The organism is Senegalia massiliensis (assembly GCF_009911265.1).
Classification (GTDB): domain Bacteria; phylum Bacillota; class Clostridia; order Tissierellales; family SIT17; genus Anaeromonas; species Anaeromonas massiliensis_A.
Genome location: NZ_QXXA01000010.1, coordinates 67,431 through 90,786, shown reverse-complemented (window position 1 = coordinate 90,786; position 23,356 = coordinate 67,431). Strand labels below are relative to the sequence as shown.

At 28.3% G+C, this 23,356-nt stretch carries 20 protein-coding genes; 1 reads left to right on the top strand and 19 read right to left on the bottom strand.

What is annotated here, in order from left to right; translation table 11 throughout:
* Positions 1-69: 69 nt before the first annotated feature.
* The 19 genes from D3Z33_RS09800 to D3Z33_RS09705 form a co-directional block, all read right to left on the bottom strand.
* Entirely contained in the window at positions 70-810 is a 741-nt protein-coding gene (locus D3Z33_RS09800) for a glutamine amidotransferase (protein ID WP_160197581.1), read from the bottom strand.
* Between the two features lie 22 nt (positions 811-832).
* Positions 833-2,104, bottom strand: coding sequence for a M20 family metallopeptidase (locus tag D3Z33_RS09795; protein ID WP_160197580.1), 1,272 nt, complete (start codon positions 2,102-2,104; stop codon positions 833-835).
* A gap of 10 nt (positions 2,105-2,114) precedes the next feature.
* A complete protein-coding gene (locus D3Z33_RS09790) occupies positions 2,115-3,047 on the bottom strand; it encodes a nucleoside hydrolase (protein ID WP_160197579.1) in 933 nt (310 codons plus the stop codon).
* Between the two features lie 12 nt (positions 3,048-3,059).
* Entirely contained in the window at positions 3,060-3,995 is a 936-nt protein-coding gene (locus tag D3Z33_RS09785) for an ABC transporter permease (protein WP_160197578.1), read from the bottom strand.
* Positions 3,985-5,034 carry an ABC transporter permease gene (locus D3Z33_RS09780; RefSeq protein ID WP_130805839.1) on the bottom strand — a complete coding sequence of 350 codons (1,050 nt, stop codon included), beginning with the start codon at positions 5,032-5,034 and terminating at the stop codon, positions 3,985-3,987. Before D3Z33_RS09780 ends, D3Z33_RS09785 begins: the two co-directional genes overlap by 11 nt.
* On the bottom strand, positions 5,035-6,546 hold the full coding sequence (locus tag D3Z33_RS09775; protein ID WP_347561250.1) for an ABC transporter ATP-binding protein: 1,512 nt from the start codon (positions 6,544-6,546) through the stop codon (positions 5,035-5,037).
* Positions 6,547-6,624: 78 nt separating this feature from the next.
* On the bottom strand, positions 6,625-7,683 hold the full coding sequence (locus D3Z33_RS09770; protein WP_160197577.1) for a BMP family lipoprotein: 1,059 nt from the start codon (positions 7,681-7,683) through the stop codon (positions 6,625-6,627).
* A gap of 15 nt (positions 7,684-7,698) precedes the next feature.
* Complete coding sequence (gene rbsK, locus D3Z33_RS09765; protein ID WP_160197576.1) at positions 7,699-8,619, bottom strand: ribokinase; 921 nt, start codon at positions 8,617-8,619, stop codon at positions 7,699-7,701.
* 56 nt (positions 8,620-8,675) lie between these two features.
* The gene (locus D3Z33_RS09760) at positions 8,676-9,662 is read right to left on the bottom strand and encodes a LacI family DNA-binding transcriptional regulator (protein WP_160197575.1); all 987 of its coding nucleotides are present in this window, start codon (positions 9,660-9,662) and stop codon (positions 8,676-8,678) included.
* Between the two features lie 108 nt (positions 9,663-9,770).
* Positions 9,771-10,934 carry a M20 family metallopeptidase gene (locus D3Z33_RS09755; protein WP_160197574.1) on the bottom strand — a complete coding sequence of 388 codons (1,164 nt, stop codon included), beginning with the start codon at positions 10,932-10,934 and terminating at the stop codon, positions 9,771-9,773.
* Between the two features lie 122 nt (positions 10,935-11,056).
* Entirely contained in the window at positions 11,057-12,619 is a 1,563-nt protein-coding gene (locus D3Z33_RS09750; protein WP_160197573.1) for a PucR family transcriptional regulator, read from the bottom strand.
* 209 nt (positions 12,620-12,828) lie between these two features.
* Positions 12,829-14,331: a tripartite tricarboxylate transporter permease gene (locus D3Z33_RS09745; RefSeq protein WP_243153473.1), complete on the bottom strand. Its 1,503-nt coding sequence runs from the start codon at positions 14,329-14,331 to the stop codon at positions 12,829-12,831.
* A 14-nt stretch (positions 14,332-14,345) separates the two neighbouring features.
* Positions 14,346-14,789, bottom strand: coding sequence for a tripartite tricarboxylate transporter TctB family protein (locus D3Z33_RS09740; RefSeq protein WP_160197572.1), 444 nt, complete (start codon positions 14,787-14,789; stop codon positions 14,346-14,348).
* 57 nt (positions 14,790-14,846) lie between these two features.
* Positions 14,847-15,839: a tripartite tricarboxylate transporter substrate binding protein gene (locus D3Z33_RS09735; protein ID WP_160197571.1), complete on the bottom strand. Its 993-nt coding sequence runs from the start codon at positions 15,837-15,839 to the stop codon at positions 14,847-14,849.
* Between the two features lie 18 nt (positions 15,840-15,857).
* Complete coding sequence (locus tag D3Z33_RS09730) at positions 15,858-16,865, bottom strand: 2-dehydro-3-deoxygalactonokinase (RefSeq protein WP_160197570.1); 1,008 nt, start codon at positions 16,863-16,865, stop codon at positions 15,858-15,860.
* Between the two features lie 36 nt (positions 16,866-16,901).
* On the bottom strand, positions 16,902-17,528 hold the full coding sequence (locus D3Z33_RS09725; RefSeq protein WP_160197569.1) for a bifunctional 4-hydroxy-2-oxoglutarate aldolase/2-dehydro-3-deoxy-phosphogluconate aldolase: 627 nt from the start codon (positions 17,526-17,528) through the stop codon (positions 16,902-16,904).
* Positions 17,529-17,647: 119 nt separating this feature from the next.
* Positions 17,648-18,427 carry an IclR family transcriptional regulator gene (locus D3Z33_RS09720; RefSeq protein WP_160197568.1) on the bottom strand — a complete coding sequence of 260 codons (780 nt, stop codon included), beginning with the start codon at positions 18,425-18,427 and terminating at the stop codon, positions 17,648-17,650.
* A 248-nt stretch (positions 18,428-18,675) separates the two neighbouring features.
* Positions 18,676-20,031, bottom strand: a complete 1,356-nt coding sequence (locus D3Z33_RS09710) for a sigma-54-dependent transcriptional regulator (protein ID WP_160197567.1) — start codon at positions 20,029-20,031, stop codon at positions 18,676-18,678.
* Positions 20,032-20,047: 16 nt separating this feature from the next.
* Positions 20,048-22,348, bottom strand: coding sequence for an ATP-binding protein (locus tag D3Z33_RS09705; RefSeq protein WP_160197566.1), 2,301 nt, complete (start codon positions 22,346-22,348; stop codon positions 20,048-20,050).
* Positions 22,349-22,630: 282 nt separating this feature from the next.
* On the opposite strand from D3Z33_RS09705, the gene D3Z33_RS09700 reads away from it, so the two are divergent.
* Positions 22,631-23,335, top strand: a complete 705-nt coding sequence (locus tag D3Z33_RS09700; protein ID WP_347561249.1) for a cysteine hydrolase family protein — start codon at positions 22,631-22,633, stop codon at positions 23,333-23,335.
* The last annotated feature ends 21 nt before the right edge of the window (positions 23,336-23,356 follow it).

Sequence of the window (23,356 nt, the reverse complement as noted above, 5' to 3'; positions counted from 1 at the left end):
TTTAATTAACTTTAACTAAAAATAAAGGACTCCTATAATTATAGAAGTCCTTATATTTATTCTAGTACCTTATTTCGTTACCCAATCAATTAGATTATTCCAAAACTTATTATAATATTTCCACTCTACAAATTCAGTTGGACCCCAATGTGGTGCACAATCTGAAGTAAATACTGCCGATTTCCCTTTTCCATATTCTGCTACAGCTATAAATGGATCATTTCCTATTGTTGCTAATACTGTTGCATGTTCTTTTGCAATAGTTTTATTATACCCTAAGAAATGTGGCCAATCATTATCTACACCATTTAAAATTTCATGTTCTTTTTCTATTACTGGTGTAATTCCTTGTGGCAATTCTACTCTATCATCTTTTTCTAAGCATTTAACTGGTAATATATCTTTTATAGCAGTTTCTCCATATCTAGACTTTGCATCTATTCCTGTGAATGCCATATATCCACCAATCATGATAAATGCTCCACCATCCATTACATATTCTTTTATTAATTCACATCTATCTGGATTTTTTTCACTTTTTACAAATGTTGAATCAGGTAATAATAATGTGTTTGATCCTATGTCAGAAAGAATAACTAAATCATATTCTTTTAATTCTTCTAATGTATATGGAAAGTCTTCTTGTACTTTGTGATTAGGAACATGGACTACTTCATTTCCACCTTCTTCTAAAGCTTCCTTTATCCATTTTATACCTTCACCATAAGAACTAGTTGTGAAAGAATCAAATCCTTTCACATGTAAAGTATGTGTAAACCAAGTTTCTCCTGCAAATAAAATTCTACTCATAATAAATTCCTCCTAATATATTTTATTCTTTATTCATATTTAATATCAAATTAGCATATATCTTTATAAAATTAAAATAGTCTTCTATATTTACATATTCATTAGGACTATGACATTGTTTAGCATATCCAGGTCCCATTATTATTGTTGGAACTTCTAATATATTTGAAAATAATCTAGCATCATTTCCTGCAGCTCCTCCAAGTAATTGTGTGTCCCCTACCACTTGTTCCATAGACCTTTTAGCTAATTTTACAAATTCATCTTCTAAATCAACTTCAAATGCTCCACCTGCTTGATATATTGATATTTCAGGCATATGATCCTGTAACCAGTCATCCCCTTTAGCACGTAAGTTTATAGTTTCTGTTACTTCCTTTACTACTTGATCATAATTCATAACTTTGGGTAAGTAATGCAAGCATAACTTAAATGTACATTCATCAGGTACTGTAGACCCTGCAGTACCTCCTTCTATTACTCCTATATTTAATGTTGGTGGAGGTAATAGAGGATGCTTATATTTCATAAGCCAATTATGTTCCATTTCGTTTAAAGCTAGTATCAATTTTATAGCTTTTTCTATTGCATTTACTCCATTCCATTTATATCCTGAATGTAGTGCTACTCCTTTTACTTTTACTTCAAAGAATACAAATCCCATATGTGCTGCTATTATATTATTTTCAGAAGGTTCACATACAACAGCAGTATCTGCTTTATGACCATTCATTATAGCTGCTATAGATCCATTTCCCCCACCTTCTTCATCTACAACAGAGGTTATAGTTACATCTACAGGTATTTCATATCCAGCATCTTTTATAAGTTTAACTGCCATTATAGATGCCATTAAGCCTGATTTCATATCTGCAGTTCCTAATCCATATAATTTTCCTTCTTTTTCATATGGCCTATGTGGATCCTCTTTCCATTTTGAAAGTTCTCCTGGAGGCATAGTATCTATATGTCCATTAAATAATATGGATTTTCCTTTAGATTTGCCATTAAATTTTGCAATTACATTGTATCTATCTTTATAGTTATGACCTAGATTACCTTCATTATGTTCTCTATATGCTTGTTCTATAGTTTCTTCCTTCATAGGTTCTTTGAATATTTCATCTGCATTTAAATTCTTAAATATTTCTTCTATATATTCTTGTCCTTCTTTTTCCTTTCCACCTAATATTCCATGACCTAATAATTGAGTATCTATAGATACTAATTTCTTTAAGATATTTAAGTATTCTTCTTTATTTTTTTCAAAGGTTTCTAATAATTTTTCATCCATATTTTTCACCCTAACTATACATTTTTAATGTGTCATATATTAAATTCCAATACTTATCAAAATCTAAGTTTATAGCTATTTCTGCATTTGGTTCTTTACCTGTTATATTAAAGAAGTCACATATTGTTCTACCATATGATAATTGACTCCAAATTTCTATTTCTGTATACATTGATTTAGTTTCTACTATTGAAGGATCAATTAAATATGCTACAGTTGTAGGATCATGTGTTGGTGGTGCTTCCCATCCAAAAACTTCTTTTTGTGTTTTTGTAAAGAACTCTATAATATCTACAAATAAATCTGAAGCTTTATTTCCTATTGTATTTATTTTATCTACAACTTCTTGTTTTGCTAATGCTTGTCTAGTTAAATCTAATCCCATCATTACTATTGGTCTTCCTGATGTAAATACTATATGTGCTGCTTCTGGATCTACTAAAATATTAAATTCTGCTGAAGGTGTTACATTACCTAATGTATAAGCGCCTCCCATTAATACAATTTTTTTAATCTTGTCTACTATTTTAGGTTCTTTTCTCATTGCCATAGCTATATTTGATAAAGGCCCTGTAGGTACTAATGTTATATCCCCATCAGATTCCAAAAGTGTATCAATAATAAAATCTACTGCATGTCTTTTATCTAATTCAACTGTAATTTCACCAAAATCTGGACCATCTAATCCAGTTTCACCATGTATATCATCAGCAATTATTTGTTCTCTAACCATAGGTCTTGACATTCCTGCTGCTATAGGAACTCTTATATCTATATGAGAACACACATTTAGAGTGTTTTTTACTGTTTTTTCTAATACTTGATTTCCTGCAACTACTGTTATGCCAAGTAATTCAATTTTTGGATTCTTAGCTGCTAACATTATAGCTATAGCGTCATCATGACCTGGATCTACATCTAATATTATCCTCTCTTTTACCATTACAAACACTCCTTAACTTTTAATAGTACTTTTCATCTTTTTGTCTCTCTTAATTTTACTTGCCATTGATATAGCTAATATTGCTATTGTTGCAACATATGGTATCATGAGTATGAATTGAGATGGTAACCCGTATGCTTGTAGTCTAGATCCTACTGAATCTGCTAATCCGAATATTAAACTTCCTATCCAAGCAAATATTGGATTTGCACCTCCAAAGAACATTGCTGCTACTCCCATGAAACCTCTACCATTTGTCATATTCTCTACAAATAAATTAGAATATCCAAGGGATAAATGAGCTCCTGCAATTCCACCAAATACTCCAGAAATTAAAATAACACGAAACTTATTTTTAAATACGTTTAACCCTGCTGTTTCTGCTGCCATTGAATTTAACCCAACAGAACGGATTCTTAATCCCCAAACTGTTTTATATAATACATACCATAGTACAAAAACCATGATAATTCCTACTATCTCAAAAAGAGAATAGTTATTAAATATACTATTTAAAAATTCACTGTTTTCTATAAAAGGTATATTTACTTTAGGAATAGCAACTATTTCTTTTGAATAAAAGCTACCAGATACTCCAAGTATACTATTTAAAAAGAATCTGGTCAGAGCTAGTGCTAACATATTTATTATTGTACCTACTGCAAATACATCTGCCTTATATTTCAAATGTGCAATTCCAATAATTGCAGATATAATAACCCCTACTAAAATAGCAGCTATTACTGCAAATAACCAACTTCCCGTATAAAAACTTACTGCTACTGCTACAAAAGCTCCTGATAGCATTATACCTTCTACACCAATATTTAATATATCAGCTTGTTGAGTTATTATTGCAGCTAATGCAGCAAACAGTATAGGAGTAGAAGATCTGATTGTAGCATGAATTAAAGTATAATCAAATATTTCTGCTATATTATCCAACATTTTCTTCTGCCTCCTTTTTATTTTTTAATTTTTTTCTTAATTTAAATAAACCTTCCATAGTAGCAAACAGTATAAATACTGCTATTATCGCATCAATTAAAGATTTTGGAACTCCTGTATATCTTTCCATACTTAATGCTCCTGATTTTAATGCAGCAATAAAGAATGATAAAACAGGTACTAATACAAAATTACTCTTTGCTATTAATGCAGCTAACATTCCATCAAAACCAATTCCTTGTGAGAAATTATCAAGAAATAAACCATATATACCCATAACTTCTATTGCACCTGCAAGTCCTCCAATAGAACCACTAATCATCATTCCACTTACCATAGCTCTTTTAGGATTTGTCCCTATATATTCAGTGAAATCAGGATTAAGCCCTACACTTCTAAGCTTGTACCCTACAGTAGTTTTATAAAATAACCAATATATAAATATAACTACAGCTATAGCAATAAATAATCCAGTACTAGCTCTACTTGGTTTTAATATCTTAGATAACTCAGCAGTTTTAGCTATAGGAGGAGATTGAGCTACACCAGTACCTCCTGAAAATGGATAATTAACTAAATAAGATGTAAGATATATAGCTACATAATTTAATAATATAGTTGTCAATACTTCATTTACTCTATAATATGCCTTTAATATTCCTGGTATAGCTGCCCACAAAGCTCCTACTATCATAGCAACTATCATAGCAAATGGAACATGGATTATTTTTGGCAGATTAGTAAAAGTAAAACCTACCCATGCTGCACCCATAGCTCCTAAATAAAGCTGTCCTTCAACTCCTACATTAAATACACGTACCTTTGACGAAACTGCAAAAGCTAACCCTGCTAACATTAATGGCACAAATTTTTCTATTGTTCCACCAAAATTAAACTTTCCTACAAAAGCACCTTGAAACAATTGAATATAGGCTTCAAACGGATTGTGTCCCATAATTGCTATGGCAATTCCTCCAATTATTAAAGCGACTATTATAGACATTATAGTGTTATAATAACCTGATTTTCTTGACCACATCTATTTCTGTCCTCCCGTCATTAATAATCCTAATTTTTCTTCTGTTGCTTCTTCATTATTTAGAATCCCAGTTATCTTACCTTCATACATCACTGCTATTCTATCTGATAATGATAATATTTCTTGAAGATCAGCAGAAACCAATAGTACGCCAACTCCTTTGGATTTTGCCTTGTTTATTGTTTCTCTTATAAATTCTATAGACCCAATATCAACTCCCCTTGTAGGTTGACTTGCTATAATTAAATCTGCTTCTTTTGAAACTTCTCTGGCTATTACTATCTTTTGAGCATTTCCACCAGATAAATGTTCAGCTGATATTTCAGGGTCTGATGGTCTTATATCAAATCTTTCAATAAGGTCTGTAGCAAATTCTTTTATCTTTGCCTTTTTCAATATAATTCCTTTGGATAAAATATCTTCTTCATATTTATCGGCTATCAAATTTTCTTGTATTGTAAATTCTCTATTAAGTCCTCTTCTGTTTCTATCTTCTGGTATATGAGATATACCAGATTTTCTTATTTTTAGTGGAGATGACTTTTTAATAGATTTTCCTTTAAACTTAACATCTCCTTTTTCTATTTTTCTAAGACCAGTTATTCCTTCAATTATTTCAGATTGTCCATTTCCATCTACTCCTGCTATTCCAAGAACTTCTCCTCTACATACTTCTAATGAAACTCCTTTTATTTTAGACAATTCTCTTTCACCAGGAATATAAACATCTTCTACAGATAATAGCACTTCTCCAACATCAGGTTTCTTTCTATCAATGTCTAAGAAAACTTCTCTTCCAACCATCATTTTTGCTATATCTGGTATGCTTGTCTCCTTTGTTTGAACTGTTTCTATATGTTTTCCATGTCTCATTACTGTTACTCTATTACTAATATCCATTATTTCATTTAGTTTATGAGAAATAAATATAATTGACTTTTCATCTGCTGCAAGACTTTTAAAAATCTTGAATAATTTAACCGTTTCTTGAGGAGTTAACACTGCTGTAGGCTCATCTAATATGAGAATATCTGCTCCTCTATAAAGAGTTTTTATTATTTCTACTCTCTGTGCTTCTCCAACAGATATGTCTTTTACTTTTTTATTTAATTGGATATCTAATCCATAATCTTCTATATATCTATTAATCTTTTTTCTTGCTCCACTAAAATCTATTCTGTCATAAGATTTTCTAGGTTCAAATCCAAGAATTATATTTTCTAATACTGTCATTTCTTCAACTAACATAAATTCTTGATGGACCATTCCAATACCTAAATTAATAGCATCTTTAGTTGTAAAGTCTTTATGTTCATTACCTTTAATAACGATACTACCTGCACTGGGGGTATACAAACCATATAACATTTTCATCATTGTGGATTTGCCTGCTCCATTTTCGCCTATCAAAGCATGAATCTCACCTTTATTTAAATCAAAATTAGCAGAATCAACTGCCTTTACCCCAGGAAATTCTTTCGTTATATTTTTCATTTCAACTACTTTTTCCAAGTTTTTACCTCCTACTATTGTAGTCTTATATAATTCTTTAATCCGGTAATGTTAAACTACCGGATTAAAGAATTAATTTTATTCTACTGAAAATCCTGAATAAGATTCTACTTCTATCTCTCCAGATTTAATTTGTTCAGATAACTCTTCTATCTTATCTAAGATATCTTGTGGAAATTTATCTCCTAAAGCTTCTTTCATTACAGACATATCTGTAAGTCCTACACCATCATTACTTACATCCATTCTAGTAATTTCTCCACCTTTAAAATTATCTTCAACTACTGATTTAACAACTGTATAACTAGCTACATCCACTCTTTTTAACATAGATGTTAATATTGCACCTGGATAAACATCATCTTGATCTAAATCAACACCTATTGCATACTTATCTGTTTCATTAGCTGCTTCAAGTATTCCATTACCTGTATTAGATGCTACATTCATTACTATGTCAGCACCTTGACTATATTGAGCCAACGTTAACTCTTTTCCTTTAAGTGGATCATTAAATGTTTCTGCAAATGAAACCAAAACTTCAGTTTCTGGATCTATATGTTTTGCTCCTTGCTCATATCCAACTAAGAAGTCATGAAGAACTGGAATATCCATTCCTCCAACCCATCCTATTGTTTTTTCATCATTTACATTTTCTATTTCTGTCTTTTGTGTAAACATTGAAGCTGCTGCTCCTGCTAAAAATGAACCTTCATTTTGTGCAAAAATTGCTGATGAAACATTATCTAATTTTGCAACTCCGTCTATTAATGCAAACTTTACATCTGGAAATTCAGGTGCATGTTTCTTTATAATCTCTTCAAATTGTGTTGATACTCCCATAACAAGATCATAATCATCTTGTGCCATAGCTACAAGATTTGATTCCCAGTCAGCTGGAACTTTAGATTCTAAAACCTTAACTTCTAAGTCAAATTCTTCTTTTGCTTTTTGAATACCTTCCCAAGCTGAATCATTAAATGATTTATCTCCTAAGAACCCTGCTAATACTACTGCAACTTTTAACTTATCTTTTCCACCTTCATCAGAACCTTCACCTGATGAATTACATCCTGTTAATACAACTGATATTGATAACATGAAAACTAACATAATTGCTAAAACTTTCTTTTTCATTATAAACTCCTCCTTTTATTTATAACTTTTTATAAATTCCTCTACTTCTTTTTTAGTTGGTAGAGAACTTTGAGCTCCTGATTTACTTACTGTTAAAGACGCAGCATATGAAGCATATTCCATAGCTTCATCAATACTTTTTCCTTTTATAATTCCTGTTACTAATGCACCTATAAATGAATCTCCTGCAGCTGTACTATCAACAACTTTTGTTTTTTTTATGGAAAAATATTTTGAACCACCCTTACCTAAATACAAACTACCTTTACTTCCTAAAGTAACTATAAGGTGAGTACAACCTTTTTTATAAGTCTTTTTTGCTATTTGTTCAATATTATCTTTTTCCAATGTTTTTTCACCTGATAAAAAACTTAATTCTGTTTCATTTGGAATTAAAATATTAATTTTATTTATTAATTCATCTTCTATTTCTTTAGTAGCTGGTGCTGGATTGAATACTACTTGTACTCCTTTTTCATAACAAAGATTAATTACATACTTTACTACTCTATAAGGTATTTCCATTTGCAAAATACATATTTTACTATTTTCAATAATTTCCCTATATCTTTCTATTTGCTCAATATCTATATCATTATTTGCTCCTGGATATACAACAATATTGTTATCACCATCTGAGCTAACATTTATAAAGGCTGTTCCACTTATATTGTTTGAAATTTCAACTCCTTCTGTATTAATGCCTTCTGACTTCAAACTTTGTATTAACTCTTCTCCATTATTGTCATTTCCTACTTTTCCAATCATAGAAACTTTACACCCTAACCTGGCAGCTGCTATTGCTTGATTGGATCCTTTCCCACCACCATAATATTGAATGTCTGTTGCTAATATGGTTTCACCTATTTTAGGTATATGTGGTACAGATACTACCATATCCATATTTAAACTCCCTACAACTACTACATCTGACATTTAATCAATCCTCTCAATATATAATATAAATATTTATAAACTATATACTTATTAAGTTAAGCACTCCCTCTCTGAATAAGTTTTGTTTGTAAAACTTTTTCTAGATTTTTGCCTTTATTTTTTATCAATGAAATTAACATTTTCACTGACTCTTCTCCCATCTGATATATAGGTTGTCTAATTGTTGTTAATGGTGGATCCATATATTGAGATATTTGAATATCATCAAATCCAATTATTTTAACTTGTTCTGGAATTCTTATATCCTTCTCTCTAAGGGCTTTTATAGCTCCAATAGCTATTAAATCATTTCCACAAAATATTCCATCTACTTCCGTTTCTTTTAATATTTTTTTAGCTCCATTATATCCTGATTCTATAGTGTAATTTTCTAAAAAGATTTTATTTTGTTCTATATTAATGTTACTTTCATCTAGAGCTTTTTCATATCCTTTAATACGATCTGCTGATGGTTTATTTTTATAGTTTGATGAAATCATACCTATCTCTCTACAGCCATTTTCTATTAAATATTTTGTTGCTTTATAGGCACCGTCTCTATTATCTACAGTGATTCTACCTATTTTTTGATCTGTTTGAGTACCTATATCTCGATCTACTAATACTAGTGGAATATCCTGAATTTTTATAGATTGATGTGTTCTATTCTCAGGAGCAGTAATTATTATTCCATCTACCTTTTTTTCTTGTAACATTTGTATATATTTTTCTTCTTTTGATTCTTTATTATCTGAGTTACACAAAATAACAGTATATCCCCTTTTCTCTGCAGCATCTTCTACACCACGTGCTAACTCAGAGAAAAAAAGATTCATTACATCCGGAATTATAATTCCTATTGTCTTAGTTTTCTTTATCTTTAAACTCTTTGCAATTCCATTTGGAACATATCCTTCTTGCTCTACTATTTTCAGTATTTTTAATTTTGTAGCTTCACTTATATATTTATCTTTTCCATTTATTACTTTAGATACTGTAGCTGTAGAAACGTTTGCTAATTGGGCAATTTTCTTAATAGTCATTTTATTCACTTTCCTTTATTAAGAGTAGTTAAACGATTACCTAGGTAAACGTTTAACTAAATATTATCATCTTAATTCTAAAAAACAAGTCTATATTGAAATTTAAGACTAAATTCCTAATATATAATTTATATATATTTCTGTTATATTTGATATTGATGATAATTTTATTTTTTCATCTCTTTGATGTGCCATTTTATCATCACCTGGACCTAATATAACAAATGGAACTTTTATATCTGGTATTACTTGAGATGCATCAGTATAGAAATATATACCTTTATAATCAAAGTCATATTTTAATTGTTTAAATGTTTGCTCTATATCTTTTATAAATCTTTGATTTCTTTTAGTTTCAATAGCTGGTCTATTATTTTCTACATCTATTATAATATTTAAATTAGATTTATCATCCATCATATCCTGCGCTATAGTTTTTGCCATATCTATTATTTCATCATGACTATGTCCTGGTATAGTACGAATATCTATATTAGCTTTTGCTTCTGTAGGTATAACGTTTGTCCCTATGCCACCATTAAACTTATTTATAGATATTGTAGTTTTACCTAATAATTCGTTTGTTTCATCATTTTTAACTCTACACTTAAATTTTTCTATATACTCAAATAAATATTCTATTGCATTTACCCCAAGTTCTGGTCTAGACCCATGAGCTGACAAACCTTCAACATTGACTTCAAGCCATAAAGCTCCTTTTTCTGCAAGTCCAATTTTTTCGTTGGAAGGTTCTGCTACAAATATTGCCTTTGTATCATCTAATATCTTATTTTCTTTAACAGCTAATATACCAATTCCATTAGCTTCTTCATCTGCAGTAAAACAAAACTTGATTTTATTTGATGGAGTTATATTGTTTTCTAAAAGATATAATAGAGTCAATATCATTGATGTAACTCCGCCTTTCATATCTGCTGTACCCCTGCCATACATATATCCTTGTTCTATAACTCCATCAAAAGGAGGGTATATCCACTTCTCATAATCTTCTACGGGTACAGTGTCTATATGACCTAAAAAGGCAATTGAGTTATCATTATCTTTGCCTTCTAGTGTTATTACAAGAGATGCTCTATTCTTACCATGATCAATCATTTTATAATCTATATCATAGTCTTTGAATATATCTAATATTTCTTTTACAACCTCTTTTTCATTTCCTTCTGGTTGTGTAGAATCTATTCTTGATAATCTTTGTAATATGTTTATTATCTTGCTTTCAGTTATAAATTCTTTTGTGTCTTTAATCATTTTATTCTCCTTATCAATAAAACTATATTACAAATATAATATATAATAATTTTCTGAAATTGTCTTTGTACTATAAGTACAAAATAAAAAGCTAAATAATATACCTATAGTACAAAGGTGTATTATTTAGCCATATCTAGTAATTTAAGTGCTACTGATACGTTTAATTTATCTTCACTATTTTTTAAATCTAATTTCAATATTTCCATTATTTTATTAAATCTATATTTCATAGTATTATAATGTATATACATTTGCTTTGCTGTTACTTTCAGATTCCAATCATTCTCATATAAACACTTTAATGTGTTCAAAAAATTAGTATTATTTTCTTGATCATATTCCAATAGTTTACCAATATATGATTTATAAAAATCTATTTTTTCTGTTTCACTACTTAACTTATCAAATAACTTATATATTCCTAAATCTTCATAAAACATTGTAGCATTTTTTCTATAAATATTTCTTGCTATTTGTATAGACTTTTTAGCTTGATTATAACTTATATTTATATCTGTTGGTGATAATTTATAACTTCCCACTCCTATTGTTATACTGAATTTATACTTTTGTAATATTTCTTTTTTAATCATAGTTGATACTTCTTTGAACTTTACCTTAAAATTATCTAAGTCATTTTCAAATGGCTTTAATATAAATATTATACTATCACTAAAATTTGTATATACTGCATCTTTAAATTTGTTTTTTATAATTTTTCTTATATATAAAAATATATTTTCCTTTATTATTTCTAGTTCAATTCTATTTTCTTTATTTAAATTTAAATATTGTCCTTTAAAATTATCTATATCAAATATTGCAACTACATTACCTTTTTCAAAATCCCAATCATACACTTTTGCTCTATTAATTATTTCTTGAAGGGACTTTACATTGTCCATTATAAGATCTTGTATAAACTCATGTCTATATCTTGATTCAATTTGAATATTTGATATCTTCTTTTGTATTTCCAGTTTCAATACAGTAGATGCATGTTCTATAGCTATTTCATCATATTCTGCTATGATTTTTTGTTCATCATATATTATTATATATCCATATTTTATATTATCTATTTTTATAGGATAATAAATATAATTATCAAGTACATTATCTATATCTACGTCTATATATGCAGCTCCATATATTTTATCAAAGTATATATCGTAATATATTATGTTTTTATTTATTATTTTAGTTAGAGTTTTTATTATCTTTTCTATACTCCCACCATCTATTACAAGCTCTGTAAACGAATTATGAATCTTTTGAGAGTATAATAATGTTCTAGCTTGCTTGTTTATTATTTCTGATAAAATTGGATTTATAACATCTACAAATGAATATTTAAGTGGTATAAAAACAATAGGAAAGTTTAATCGATCTGCTATATCTATTACTTCTTGTGGAAGCTTGTCTATAAACCTCTTTAGTTTTATTCCAAGGGCTGATGCTCCCATTTTGTCTAAATTAATAATTAAATTTTTAAAATCTAAAGGATTTTCTTTCATTATATATCCGGTGGTCATCAAAAATTCTCCACCTTTCATCCATTTATATATATCAGGGGCATCCATTACACTTACAGTTGTAATTTCTCTATCAATACCTTTATGTCCTGCTATTATCTCAAAGTCATCAAATAAAGGATAACTCATTAGGTCTTCTACTTTCATATAATCACCTTTTAGTTTTAAAATTATTATATCATAATTAAAATAAAAATTATAAAAAATACTATCAACTCTACATCTCACTCAAGAATTGATAGTATCTCTGTAATAATATCTATTATTTTTTCTAAACTATTATCGTTCTAACTTACTAGTAGCCCCCTTAAGGTTTATAACAATTTTTATAAATAACCAACCATAAGGTACTTGAACTAGTTATTTTCGCTTTTAGCACTCTTCTTTAACTTAGACTTTAAATTGTTAGATATTATTGGAGTTAATAAAGTTATAATAGCTAAAACTAATAATACTAATGTTATAGATCTAGTATAAAATATACTTAAATTACCTTGAGACATTAATAATGATCTTCTTAAATTACTTTCCATTAAAGGTCCAAGTATTAATCCTAATATTACTGGAGATACAGGAAATTCTAGTTTAACCATAAAATAACCAATTATCCCTGCAATCAACATCACTATAACATCAAAATAATTATTATTTAAAGCATAAGAACCAACTACACAAAGAACTAAAATTAATGGTGATAAAATAGATTTAGGTACTAATAAAATTTTAGTAAAATATTTAATTCCAAAAAGACCTATAACTAATAGAAATATATTCGCTAATAGCATTCCTACAAACAATGTATAAACTATAGGTCCATTATTTTGAAATAAAAGTGGACCAGGTTGCAACCCTTGAACCATTAAAGCTCCTAATAAAACAGCAGTAACAGCATCTCCTGGTATTCCAAGTGTCAATAAAGGAATCATCGCACCACCAGTTACACTATTATTAGCAGCTTCTGGAGCAGCTATTCCTTTCATAGCACCTTTACCAAATTCATCCTTATTTTTAGAAAAACGTTTAGCTTCATTATATGCAACAAAAGATGTTATATCTCCTCCTGCACCTGGTATCATTCCTATAAAAGTACCAATACCTGCTGACCTTAGAATAGTAATGATTAATGATTTAAATTCTACCCATTTAAGCTTAACTTTTTCAACTTTAATATCTAAATTTTGTTTAGAAAAAATATCTTCCATTGATTTAAATGCTTCAGATGCTGCAAATAATCCAATCATAACAGGAATTAAATTAAGTCCATTAGCTAAATTTATATTTCCAAAAGTAAATCGTGGAAATCCACCCATAGGATCTATCCCAATTGTAGCTATTAATAATCCTAAAATTCCTGCCATTAATCCCTTTACCATGGATTTGCCTGATATACTTGAAATAATAGATATTCCAAAAACAGCTAATGCAAAAGTTTCAGGTGCACTAAACCTCAATGCAAAGTTTGCTAGTTGTGGAGCTACTAAAATTAATACAATAACACTTAAAATACCTCCTATAGAAGAAGATAATGTAGAAATTGTAAGTGCTTTATGAGCTAGTCCTTTTCTAGACATTGCATATCCATCCATAGCTGTAGCAGCTGATGCCGGTGTACCTGGTGTATTAATTAATATAGCAGTTAAAGATCCTCCATATACAGAACCAAAATAAACTCCTATTAATAATAATATTCCTGGTACAGCTTCCATTCCAAAAGTAATAGGTAATACTAGGGCTACCCCCATTGTCGCAGTAAGTCCAGGTAATGAGCCAATAGCTATACCACTAATAATACCTAATAATAATATTAATATAACTTGTATATTTAATACATTTATTAATCCTTCCATTAATAAATTCAATCATTTCACCTCCATTAAAAAATTAATCCCGTTGGCATAGCAACATTCAGTAGTATATCAAAAAATAAAAATATAAATAAACTTGTAGCAATAGGTATAGTTATTAATATAATTTTATTCTGAGTTTTAGAAAAAAGTAATAAACTTAAAACAAGTAATATTGTTGAACTATAAAATCCTAAAATAGGAATTATAATAATATATATTAATAGTAATACCATAGTAATTAATGAATATTTATAATAGCTTTCTTTATTTTCTTCTTTATTTTCTTCCTTTTTATAATTTTGAATTATCAAAATTATCCCTAATGCAATCAATAAAATGGCATATAACTTTGGCATAAAGTCTGCGCCTATAACTTGATTGTCTAACTTTTTAAAGCTAGAAGTATTAAAATAGAAAAATAGAGAAGTAATTATAATAATAATCCCACTAACAATATTTCCCTTTTTCATCTTATTCACCTTTCATTTATAGGGATTGATATTATATCAATCCCTATATTAATTATTTTATATATCTAAATCACTAATTATCTCACCAAAAAGTTTTTCATTTTTTTCTATAAATGTTTTAAATTCTTCTGAATTCTTTAATTCAATTCCTAATCCATTGTTTTTCATAAAATCCTCAAATTCTTTTTCTTTAGCTGCTTCTAAAAATCCTTTTTCTAATGTTTCTACTATTTCATCAGGAGTTTCTTTAGGTACAGTTATTCCTCTCCAAGTTCCTATACTTTCAGCATCTAATCCTGCTTCTTTAAAAGTAGGTACATCTGATATTAATTCTGAACGTTCATCAGCCATAACAGCTAATGTTTTAAGATTTCCAGCTTCTAATTGTGATTTTACTTCAGCTGGACTTACAGTTACTGCATCTATATGACCTCCTACTAAAGCAGTTACTGCTGGAGCTGCTCCTTCATGTGGTACATGGTTTAATTCAATACCTGCAGTTTTTTCAAGGTTTGCTGCTGCAATATGCCATATTGATCCTGTACCTGCATTCCCTACACTAACTTCACCTGGATTTTCTTTTGCATAATTAATAAATTCTTCTAATGTATCATAAGGTGCATCAGCTGGAACAGTAAGAGCTGCTGGATCAAAGTTTATCATTGCAACAGGTTTGAATTCATCAGGAGTTAAAGGTGATAATCCTAAATGCTTGTACATTGTTAATTCAACAAATACCATTGTAGCAGTATATCCATCAGCTTTAGCATTAGCACCTTCAGTCATTCCAACAGAACCACTAGCACCAGGCTTATTTAATATACCTATAGATGTATCTAATTTCTTTTCTAATTGTGTTCCTAGAGCTCTTGCAGTAGAATCAGTACCTCCACCTGCAGATGCTGGAACTATTATCTCAATACTCTTGTTAGGATAATCACTAGAACTTTCTTTTGTACCAGAATCACTATCACTACAACCTACACTTATTGTTAACACTAATCCAAATATTAAAAATATACTTATTAATTTTTTTATAAAACTATTCATTATTAAACCCTCCACTTTTTATATTTTTACTTTCATATATCTTGATGCTATAGTTTTAGATCCAATTACTGTTGAATATTCAACTTGTTCATCATTTGCTTTGATTATATTCCAATCTAATTCTAAATGTTTAATTAGATAATAAAATACATTTTTTAAAGGATCAGAGCCTCCTATTATAACCCAGTCTATATCCTCTTTGTTATTTAAAGATTTAAGCAATGATTTTATATCATCATGAATAATAACACCTGTATAATAGTTAGCTAAATAATTACTATCTAATTCAGAAAATTTATCTAACAACCTGACATGATAAAGTCCTCTAGTAACTCCATATTCTCTAGCAGCATCATATCCTTTTTTTAGCATGTCCTTTTGTATAGTACATATTAAATCCTTCTTTAAAGACTTAGATAATATAGTTTCTTTTTGTATAGATAAAAGAGTTTCTCCACCTAAAGTAGATAAACAAGATAATAATTTTTTATCTTCATCAACAAAAATATATTTAGTATGAGAACCAGGAAGTATCATTATTCCTTTACCTTTAACATTAATTTGTTCTAATAATCCTATAGTCTCGACTTCTTCTCCACGCATTATATCATAATCATTAATATTGAATATAATATCGTTTTCATCTTCCACAGAATTTTCCATTCCAGGAATAAATATAATAGGAATATTTAAAAACTCTTCAGATTTATACACAACTGAATTTGAAGCAAAATCTTTAATAGAAGCAGGGCCTTTAATATGAGGGACTTCATATATTCCTAAATTAGAAGTAATCATACCAGATGCTATAATATACTCAATTTCTTGTGAAGTTAAATTATTTCTGTTGATAATCTTTAACAAGCCTTCTTTTAAACCATTTTTCAAAATTGTATTATTACCTTCAATAGCTGTATTTCGTACACCTATATTAAGTTTTATACTATCTATAATTTCATTACTATTTATTCTAGTAAGTCTAATCCTTGAATTGGTAGTACCAGAATCTATTAAAATAATATTCATTTTTCACCTTCTTTCAATTTAAAATATTTAAATTATTTATTTTTTTGCTATTTCTACAAACTCTTTAGCTTTGTTTTCTATTGCTAAAAAATTTCTTTTTTCTATGTCATAATTATTAACAATAGAACCACCTATTCCTAATGAAGAACATCCTTTAGATAAAAACTCCTCTGCATTTTCTAAAGAAATACCTCCTACTGCCATAATATCAAGTTGTGGAAGTGGTCCTTTTAAATCTGATATGTAACTTGGACTTAGTGACCTAGCAGGAAATATTTTTATCATTCTCGCTCCATAATTATACGCTGTTAAAGCTTCCGTTGGAGTTAAAACACCAGGAACTATTAAAATATTATATCTATTAGCTAATTCTATAGTTTTTTTATCTAAAATAGGTGATAATAAAAAACTAGCTCCACTATCAATAGCAAGTTTAGCACTCATCTCATCTAAAACAGTGCCTGCACCAACTATCATATCTGGATAAATCTTTCTGATTTTTTTTATTGCCTCAAAAGCATTTGGTGTATTTAATGTTACTTCAACAACTCTAATACCACCTTTATATAAGCTTCCTACAATAGATTCAATTTGTGATGATTCATTAATTCTGATAATAGAAATTATTTTATGCTTTTTTATTTTGTTAATTATCTTTTCCAATTTAAACCTCCTTAAATATATATTGTTCTCTATTAAGGAACAATGTTCCTTAATTATACTATCATTATAAATGTTATTATATTATATGTCAATTAATTTATAAAAAAATAACACTCCTTTTAAAGAGTGTTATCATTATATCCTAAAGCATTTGATATAGATTTGCTTATATTTAAAATTTCATTTATTATATTATTGAATTTTTCATCATTTAATCTCATAATCGGACTTGCTACACTAATCCCAGCTACTACTTCATTATTATAATTTAAAATAGGTGCTGCTGCACATTTTATTCCTAATTCATGTTCTTCATCATCTATTGCATATCCAGACTCTCTAATATTATCTAATTCTTTTAACATTTCTTTTTTTGTCACTATTGTATTTTCTGTATACTTTACAAAATCCATTTCATCAATTATATTAATTATCTCTGATTCAGGTAAAAAAGCAAAAATTGCCTTTCCAACTCCTGTACAATATAATGGAGCTCTTTTCCCTATAGTAGAGAACATACGTATAGTTTTAGGACTTTCTATTTTGTCTATATAAATAATCTCATTTTTATTTTTAATAGCCAAATGAGCAGTTTCTCCAGTAATATTTCCTAATTTGTAAAGGTAAGGATAAACTATTTCCTTTATATCAAGTTCATTAGATACAATTTCACCTAATTCTATAAATCTAAGTCCCAATAAATACTTTTCATTTTCTCTGTCTTGACGAACAAAATCAGCATTATATAATGACATAAGTAGCCTATGAGCAGTACTTTTAGATACTTCTAGTATATTAGATAATTCTGTTACTCCTATACCCTTTGGTCTATCTTTTAATATTTCAATTATTTTAAGAGCTCTATCAACTGATTGAACAGTTTTCCCCTTTGTTTTCATTTATACTTACCTCACTTATATAAAAAATTAACGATAAACATTACTATAACATAATAAAAATAATTAATCTACACTATATGAATGTTTTTTCAAGATTAAGAACTTTCTACCTTAAATTTTCAAAATTACATCTACCATACATAATTCTTTTAATTACCTTTATTTAATTTGCATTTGCTTCCGCTAAGCCATTACTATATTAATACATTATAATTTTTTACTTCTTCTAATGCTTCTTTAAGATATTATCAATTAAACTTTTTACTTATTTTATATCTTTCTATTTTCTGATACAAATTTTTTCTAGCTAATCCTATATCATTTGCAGTTCTAGAAATATTTCCTTTATTCTTATTAAGAGCATTTTCAATAAATTCTTTTTCAAACTGCATTCTAGCTTCCTTTAGTGTAAATAATTTATTACTTTCTTCATATGATAGTTTTTCAAAAAATTCTTTAGGTAAATATGTATCCTCTATAATATGCCCTTGAGTAAATACTACTAGCCTTTCTGCAATATTCTTTAATTCTCTCACATTACCAGGCCATTTATATTCTATTAATAGCTCCTTAACCCTTTCTGAAATCCCATTAATGTTCTTATTCATTTCTTTAACAAATTTTTTAACAAAATAATCAAACAATACTAATATATCTTGTTTTCTTTCTCTAAGAGGTGGAACATGAATAGATATAACATTCAATCTATAATATAAATCTTCCCTAAAATTTTTATTATCTACTTCTTTCTTTAAATCCTTATTTGTAGCAGAAATAAGTCTAAAATCAGTCTTTATTGTCTTATTACTTCCAACTCTTTCAAACTCTTTTTCTTGAATAACTCGCAAAAGTTTTGCCTGCATATTTAAGGGCATCTCTCCAATTTCATCTAGAAATATAGTTCCTTTATTAGCAGCTTCAAACCTTCCTTTTCTTTCATTAATAGCACCTGTAAAAGCACCTTTCTCATGACCAAAAAGTTCACTTTCTAACACCGTTTTACTTAATACAGCACAATTCACCTTAACAAAAACCTTATCTTTTCTTAAACTGTTTCTATAAATAAGATCAGCTACTAATTCTTTTCCCGTTCCACTCTCCCCAGTTATTAATACAGTAGAATTTGTAGAAGTAATTAACTTTACTTTTTCCTTAATACTTTTAATAACTTCACTTGTACCTAAAAATTCATCTTGTCCTTCTAATATCTTCTCTTTTAAATATTTATTTTCGGCTTGCAAACTTTCATATTTTAAATATTTATCGATTTCCATTAAAAGCTCATCAATATTTATTGGTTTAGACAAATAAGTACAGGCTCCTACCTTCATAGCATTAACAGCTGACTCAATAGTTCCTTTGCCTGTTAAAAGTAATACGGGAATATTTTTATATTTGTTTTTAACTTTTTTCAAAAGAGTTATCCCGTCCATTTTAGGCATTACAATATCTGAAATTATCAAAGAAATTGATTCTTTTTCTAAAACCTCTAATGCTTGTAAGCCATTACTCGCTGTAATAGTTTCATATCCACTTTTTTTTAATATTTTTTTATATATTTTTAAAAAACTTTCTTCATCATCTACAAGAAGAATCTTATACATATAAATCCTCCTTTCTTTACTCTATAATTAACTTTTGAAACACAAGACTTATTTTTGTTCCTTTATCTACAACACTAGAAACTTTAATATCTCCATTATTCCTATCTAATTCATTCTTTACAATCCAAAGCCCTATACCTGTTCCATTTTCTTTATGCTTTGTAGTAAAAAATGGTTTGAATATATAATCTAATATTTTTTCATCTATGCCATAACCTGTATCTTCAATTTCTATTGCTATTTTTTTAACACTCAAAATTCTACCTAAAACTTTGAGATATCCTCCATCTGGCATAGCTTGAATAGCATTTTCTATAATATTTATTAATATATGTTTCATAGAATCCAGGTTTCCATATATATGCAAAGGTTTCTCTTGCAACTCTAACGAAAGTTCAATATTTTGGTCAATAATATATTTTTTATTGAGAATTATAATTTGTTCAAGAAGAGCTGCTAAGTCTATTTTTTCTTTTTCCACATTAGACTTTCTCGAAAAATTCAACAAATTATGAATAATATTTTCTGATCTATTAATGCTATTTTCTATTTCTATAATAATTTCCTCTAATTCTATATTTAATTCCTTATCAAGTTCTACTAAATCTATAGTTTGTTTAAGTAGATAGTTGCATCCTTTTATTACAGACAATGGATTCTTTAGCTCATGTGTAACTCCTGCTGCCATTTGTCCAACAACAGCCAATTTTTCCCTTTGGTGAAATTCTTTTTCAAGTATTGCTTTTTTGGTTACCTTCATACTATATACAACTACTTCCTCAATGTTTTCTTTATCATCAAATATGGGAAATGTCCATATATGAAAAATATCCTGATTATGTAACATCTCTTTAAAAGATTCTTTACTAATTTTTATAGTTTTCACCATAGGACAATCTTTACAAGGAGTTTCTCTCTTTTTAAAAAAAGAGTAACACTTACTTCCTATGGGTTCTTTCTGTAAACTTTGAGTTATTTTCTTACCATACCGATTCATGGAAATTATATTATAATTTTTATCTATTATAAATAGTACTCCACTTATACTATTGAATACTGCTTCCAATTTGTTATTTGCTTTTATAAGATTATTCATATAATCTTTAACAGTTAAACTTAAAATATTTAAAGAATTAGCTATTGTGTCAATATCTTCTCCAGCACTAATTCCATCCAGTTGAATAAATTCTCCTGAAGCTATTTTTTCTGCACCGTCAGATAAAACTTCTATAGGCTGTGCCATTTTTTTTAATAGGTAATATCCAAATATTAAAATCATTGTTGATATAACTATAGGTATAAAGAAATATCTATTTATGTAACTTTTAGTGTTAATATCATATTTTTCCATATTTACATCGAAACCTATACTCCATTTAAGCCTATCCATTGATGTATAAGAAAGCAAGTAATCACAATTATCATCATCTCTGTAATATTGAGCTTGTCCATTATTTCCTTTTGTCATATCTTCTACAATTGCCTTAAGTGAACTATTTTTATTCAAATCAAATATATTCGCATAAACTTTTTCTCCTTTATTCAAAGGTTCATTTTTATACTTAGGATGATATATTATTTGTCCATCATAATCTATGATAAAACCATAACCAAGGTTATTAATTCGAAAATCACCCATAGTTTCTTGCAAAAATTTAAGAGTTACATCAGCAAAAACTACATAGGATAACTCATTATTAATATAGACTGGATAGACACATGTAACTATCCAACCTCTACCTGCCCAATCATAATAAGGTTTTGTCCATATAATTTTTCTATGGGGATTATTTTTTTCTAAAGCTTCTTCAAAATAATAATCTTCTATAAAGTCATGATTAGGACTAAATGCTCCAATATCCATATAAGGATAAACTCTAAGAACTCCTTCACTAGAAATAGCATATACACAAACAATATCTTTATTTCGTTGTATAGTTTTCATAAACTTATCTTCCATATTTGCAGTTAGACTTATTTGATCAATAACCTCTTTATTCATATCAGTTTTATTAGTAATAAAAAGACTAGTCTTGTCTTTCCCTTTTGGGTCTATTATTATATCTCCATAAGATTTATATTCTGCTTCGGGTATATTAAAATCCTCCTTCGTGTACCCATATAACCAACCTCCTAAACCCTTAACTTCTAATTCTACTTGTTTCATTCTCAAATCTAATAGTTCTTTTTTTTCAACTACTAATTGACTTAAATTTTGCTCCATAATATTTTTGCTAGTTTTATTAGTGGTTATTATTTGAATCAACGCAAATAAAAATATTAGAAAAACTATTAATCCAAAAAAAATTAATATCACTCTTGAGCTAAACGTTTTCCTTCTCATGACTTTATTTATATCACCTCAATGTCGAAATTTGATCAACTTTATTGTTTAATTGTATCAAAGTATTCCTAGTTTATCTACTATTTAAAAAAACTGTTACCTATAAATCACACCCACGTTACTTAAAGGTAACATTTTTTATGCTCATATTTTCAAACAAACCTATAGTTTTGCGCTTTTATTTATTGGTATGTTTATTGCAACTTATAGAATATGTAAAGAAATAAAAATAAAAAATGAAAGGAGAAGATATAAGTGAGTGAGACAGCAAAAAAATATGTTTCATTTTATTATGAAAATGGAGGTGGAATGAATAAAATAAAAATTAATCCCCAAAAAACAGCCCTATTAATAGTTGATATGCAAAACCACTTTGTAAGAACAGATTTTGGAGAAGCACTTGATTACAAAGCAGATGGAGAATGGGAAAGATGGTTACCATTCTATACAAGACTTCATGATATTGTAATCCCTAATACTCAAAAACTAATAGAATCTTTGAGAAAAAATAAGATTGAAGTAACTCATGGAAGAATCGCTTCCCTTAAGAAAGATGGAAGTGATAGATGTTTAGTTCAAAGAAAACCTGGTTGGAATGATATTCTTCTTCCAGTAAACTCCGAAAATGCTCAAATAATTGATGAATTAAAACCTTTAGATGATGAAATTGTTGTAAACAAGACTACAGACAGTGTAGTAGCAGGAACTAATTATACTAGTTTGATTAGAAATATGGGTATTGAAACAATTATAGTTACAGGAATAGTTACAGATCAATGTGTTGCTTCAACAGTTAGAGATCTAGCTGATGAAGGTTTTGAAGTAATTGTTGTAGAAGATTGCTGTGCTGCAGCTGACCACCGTTTACATGAAAATGAACTTGAAATTATGAACGTTATATACTGTTCAATAATGAACACTGATGAGGTAATAGATTTAGTCGAAAAAAGTTTAAAATGAAATTTATGACTAAATTCAAGG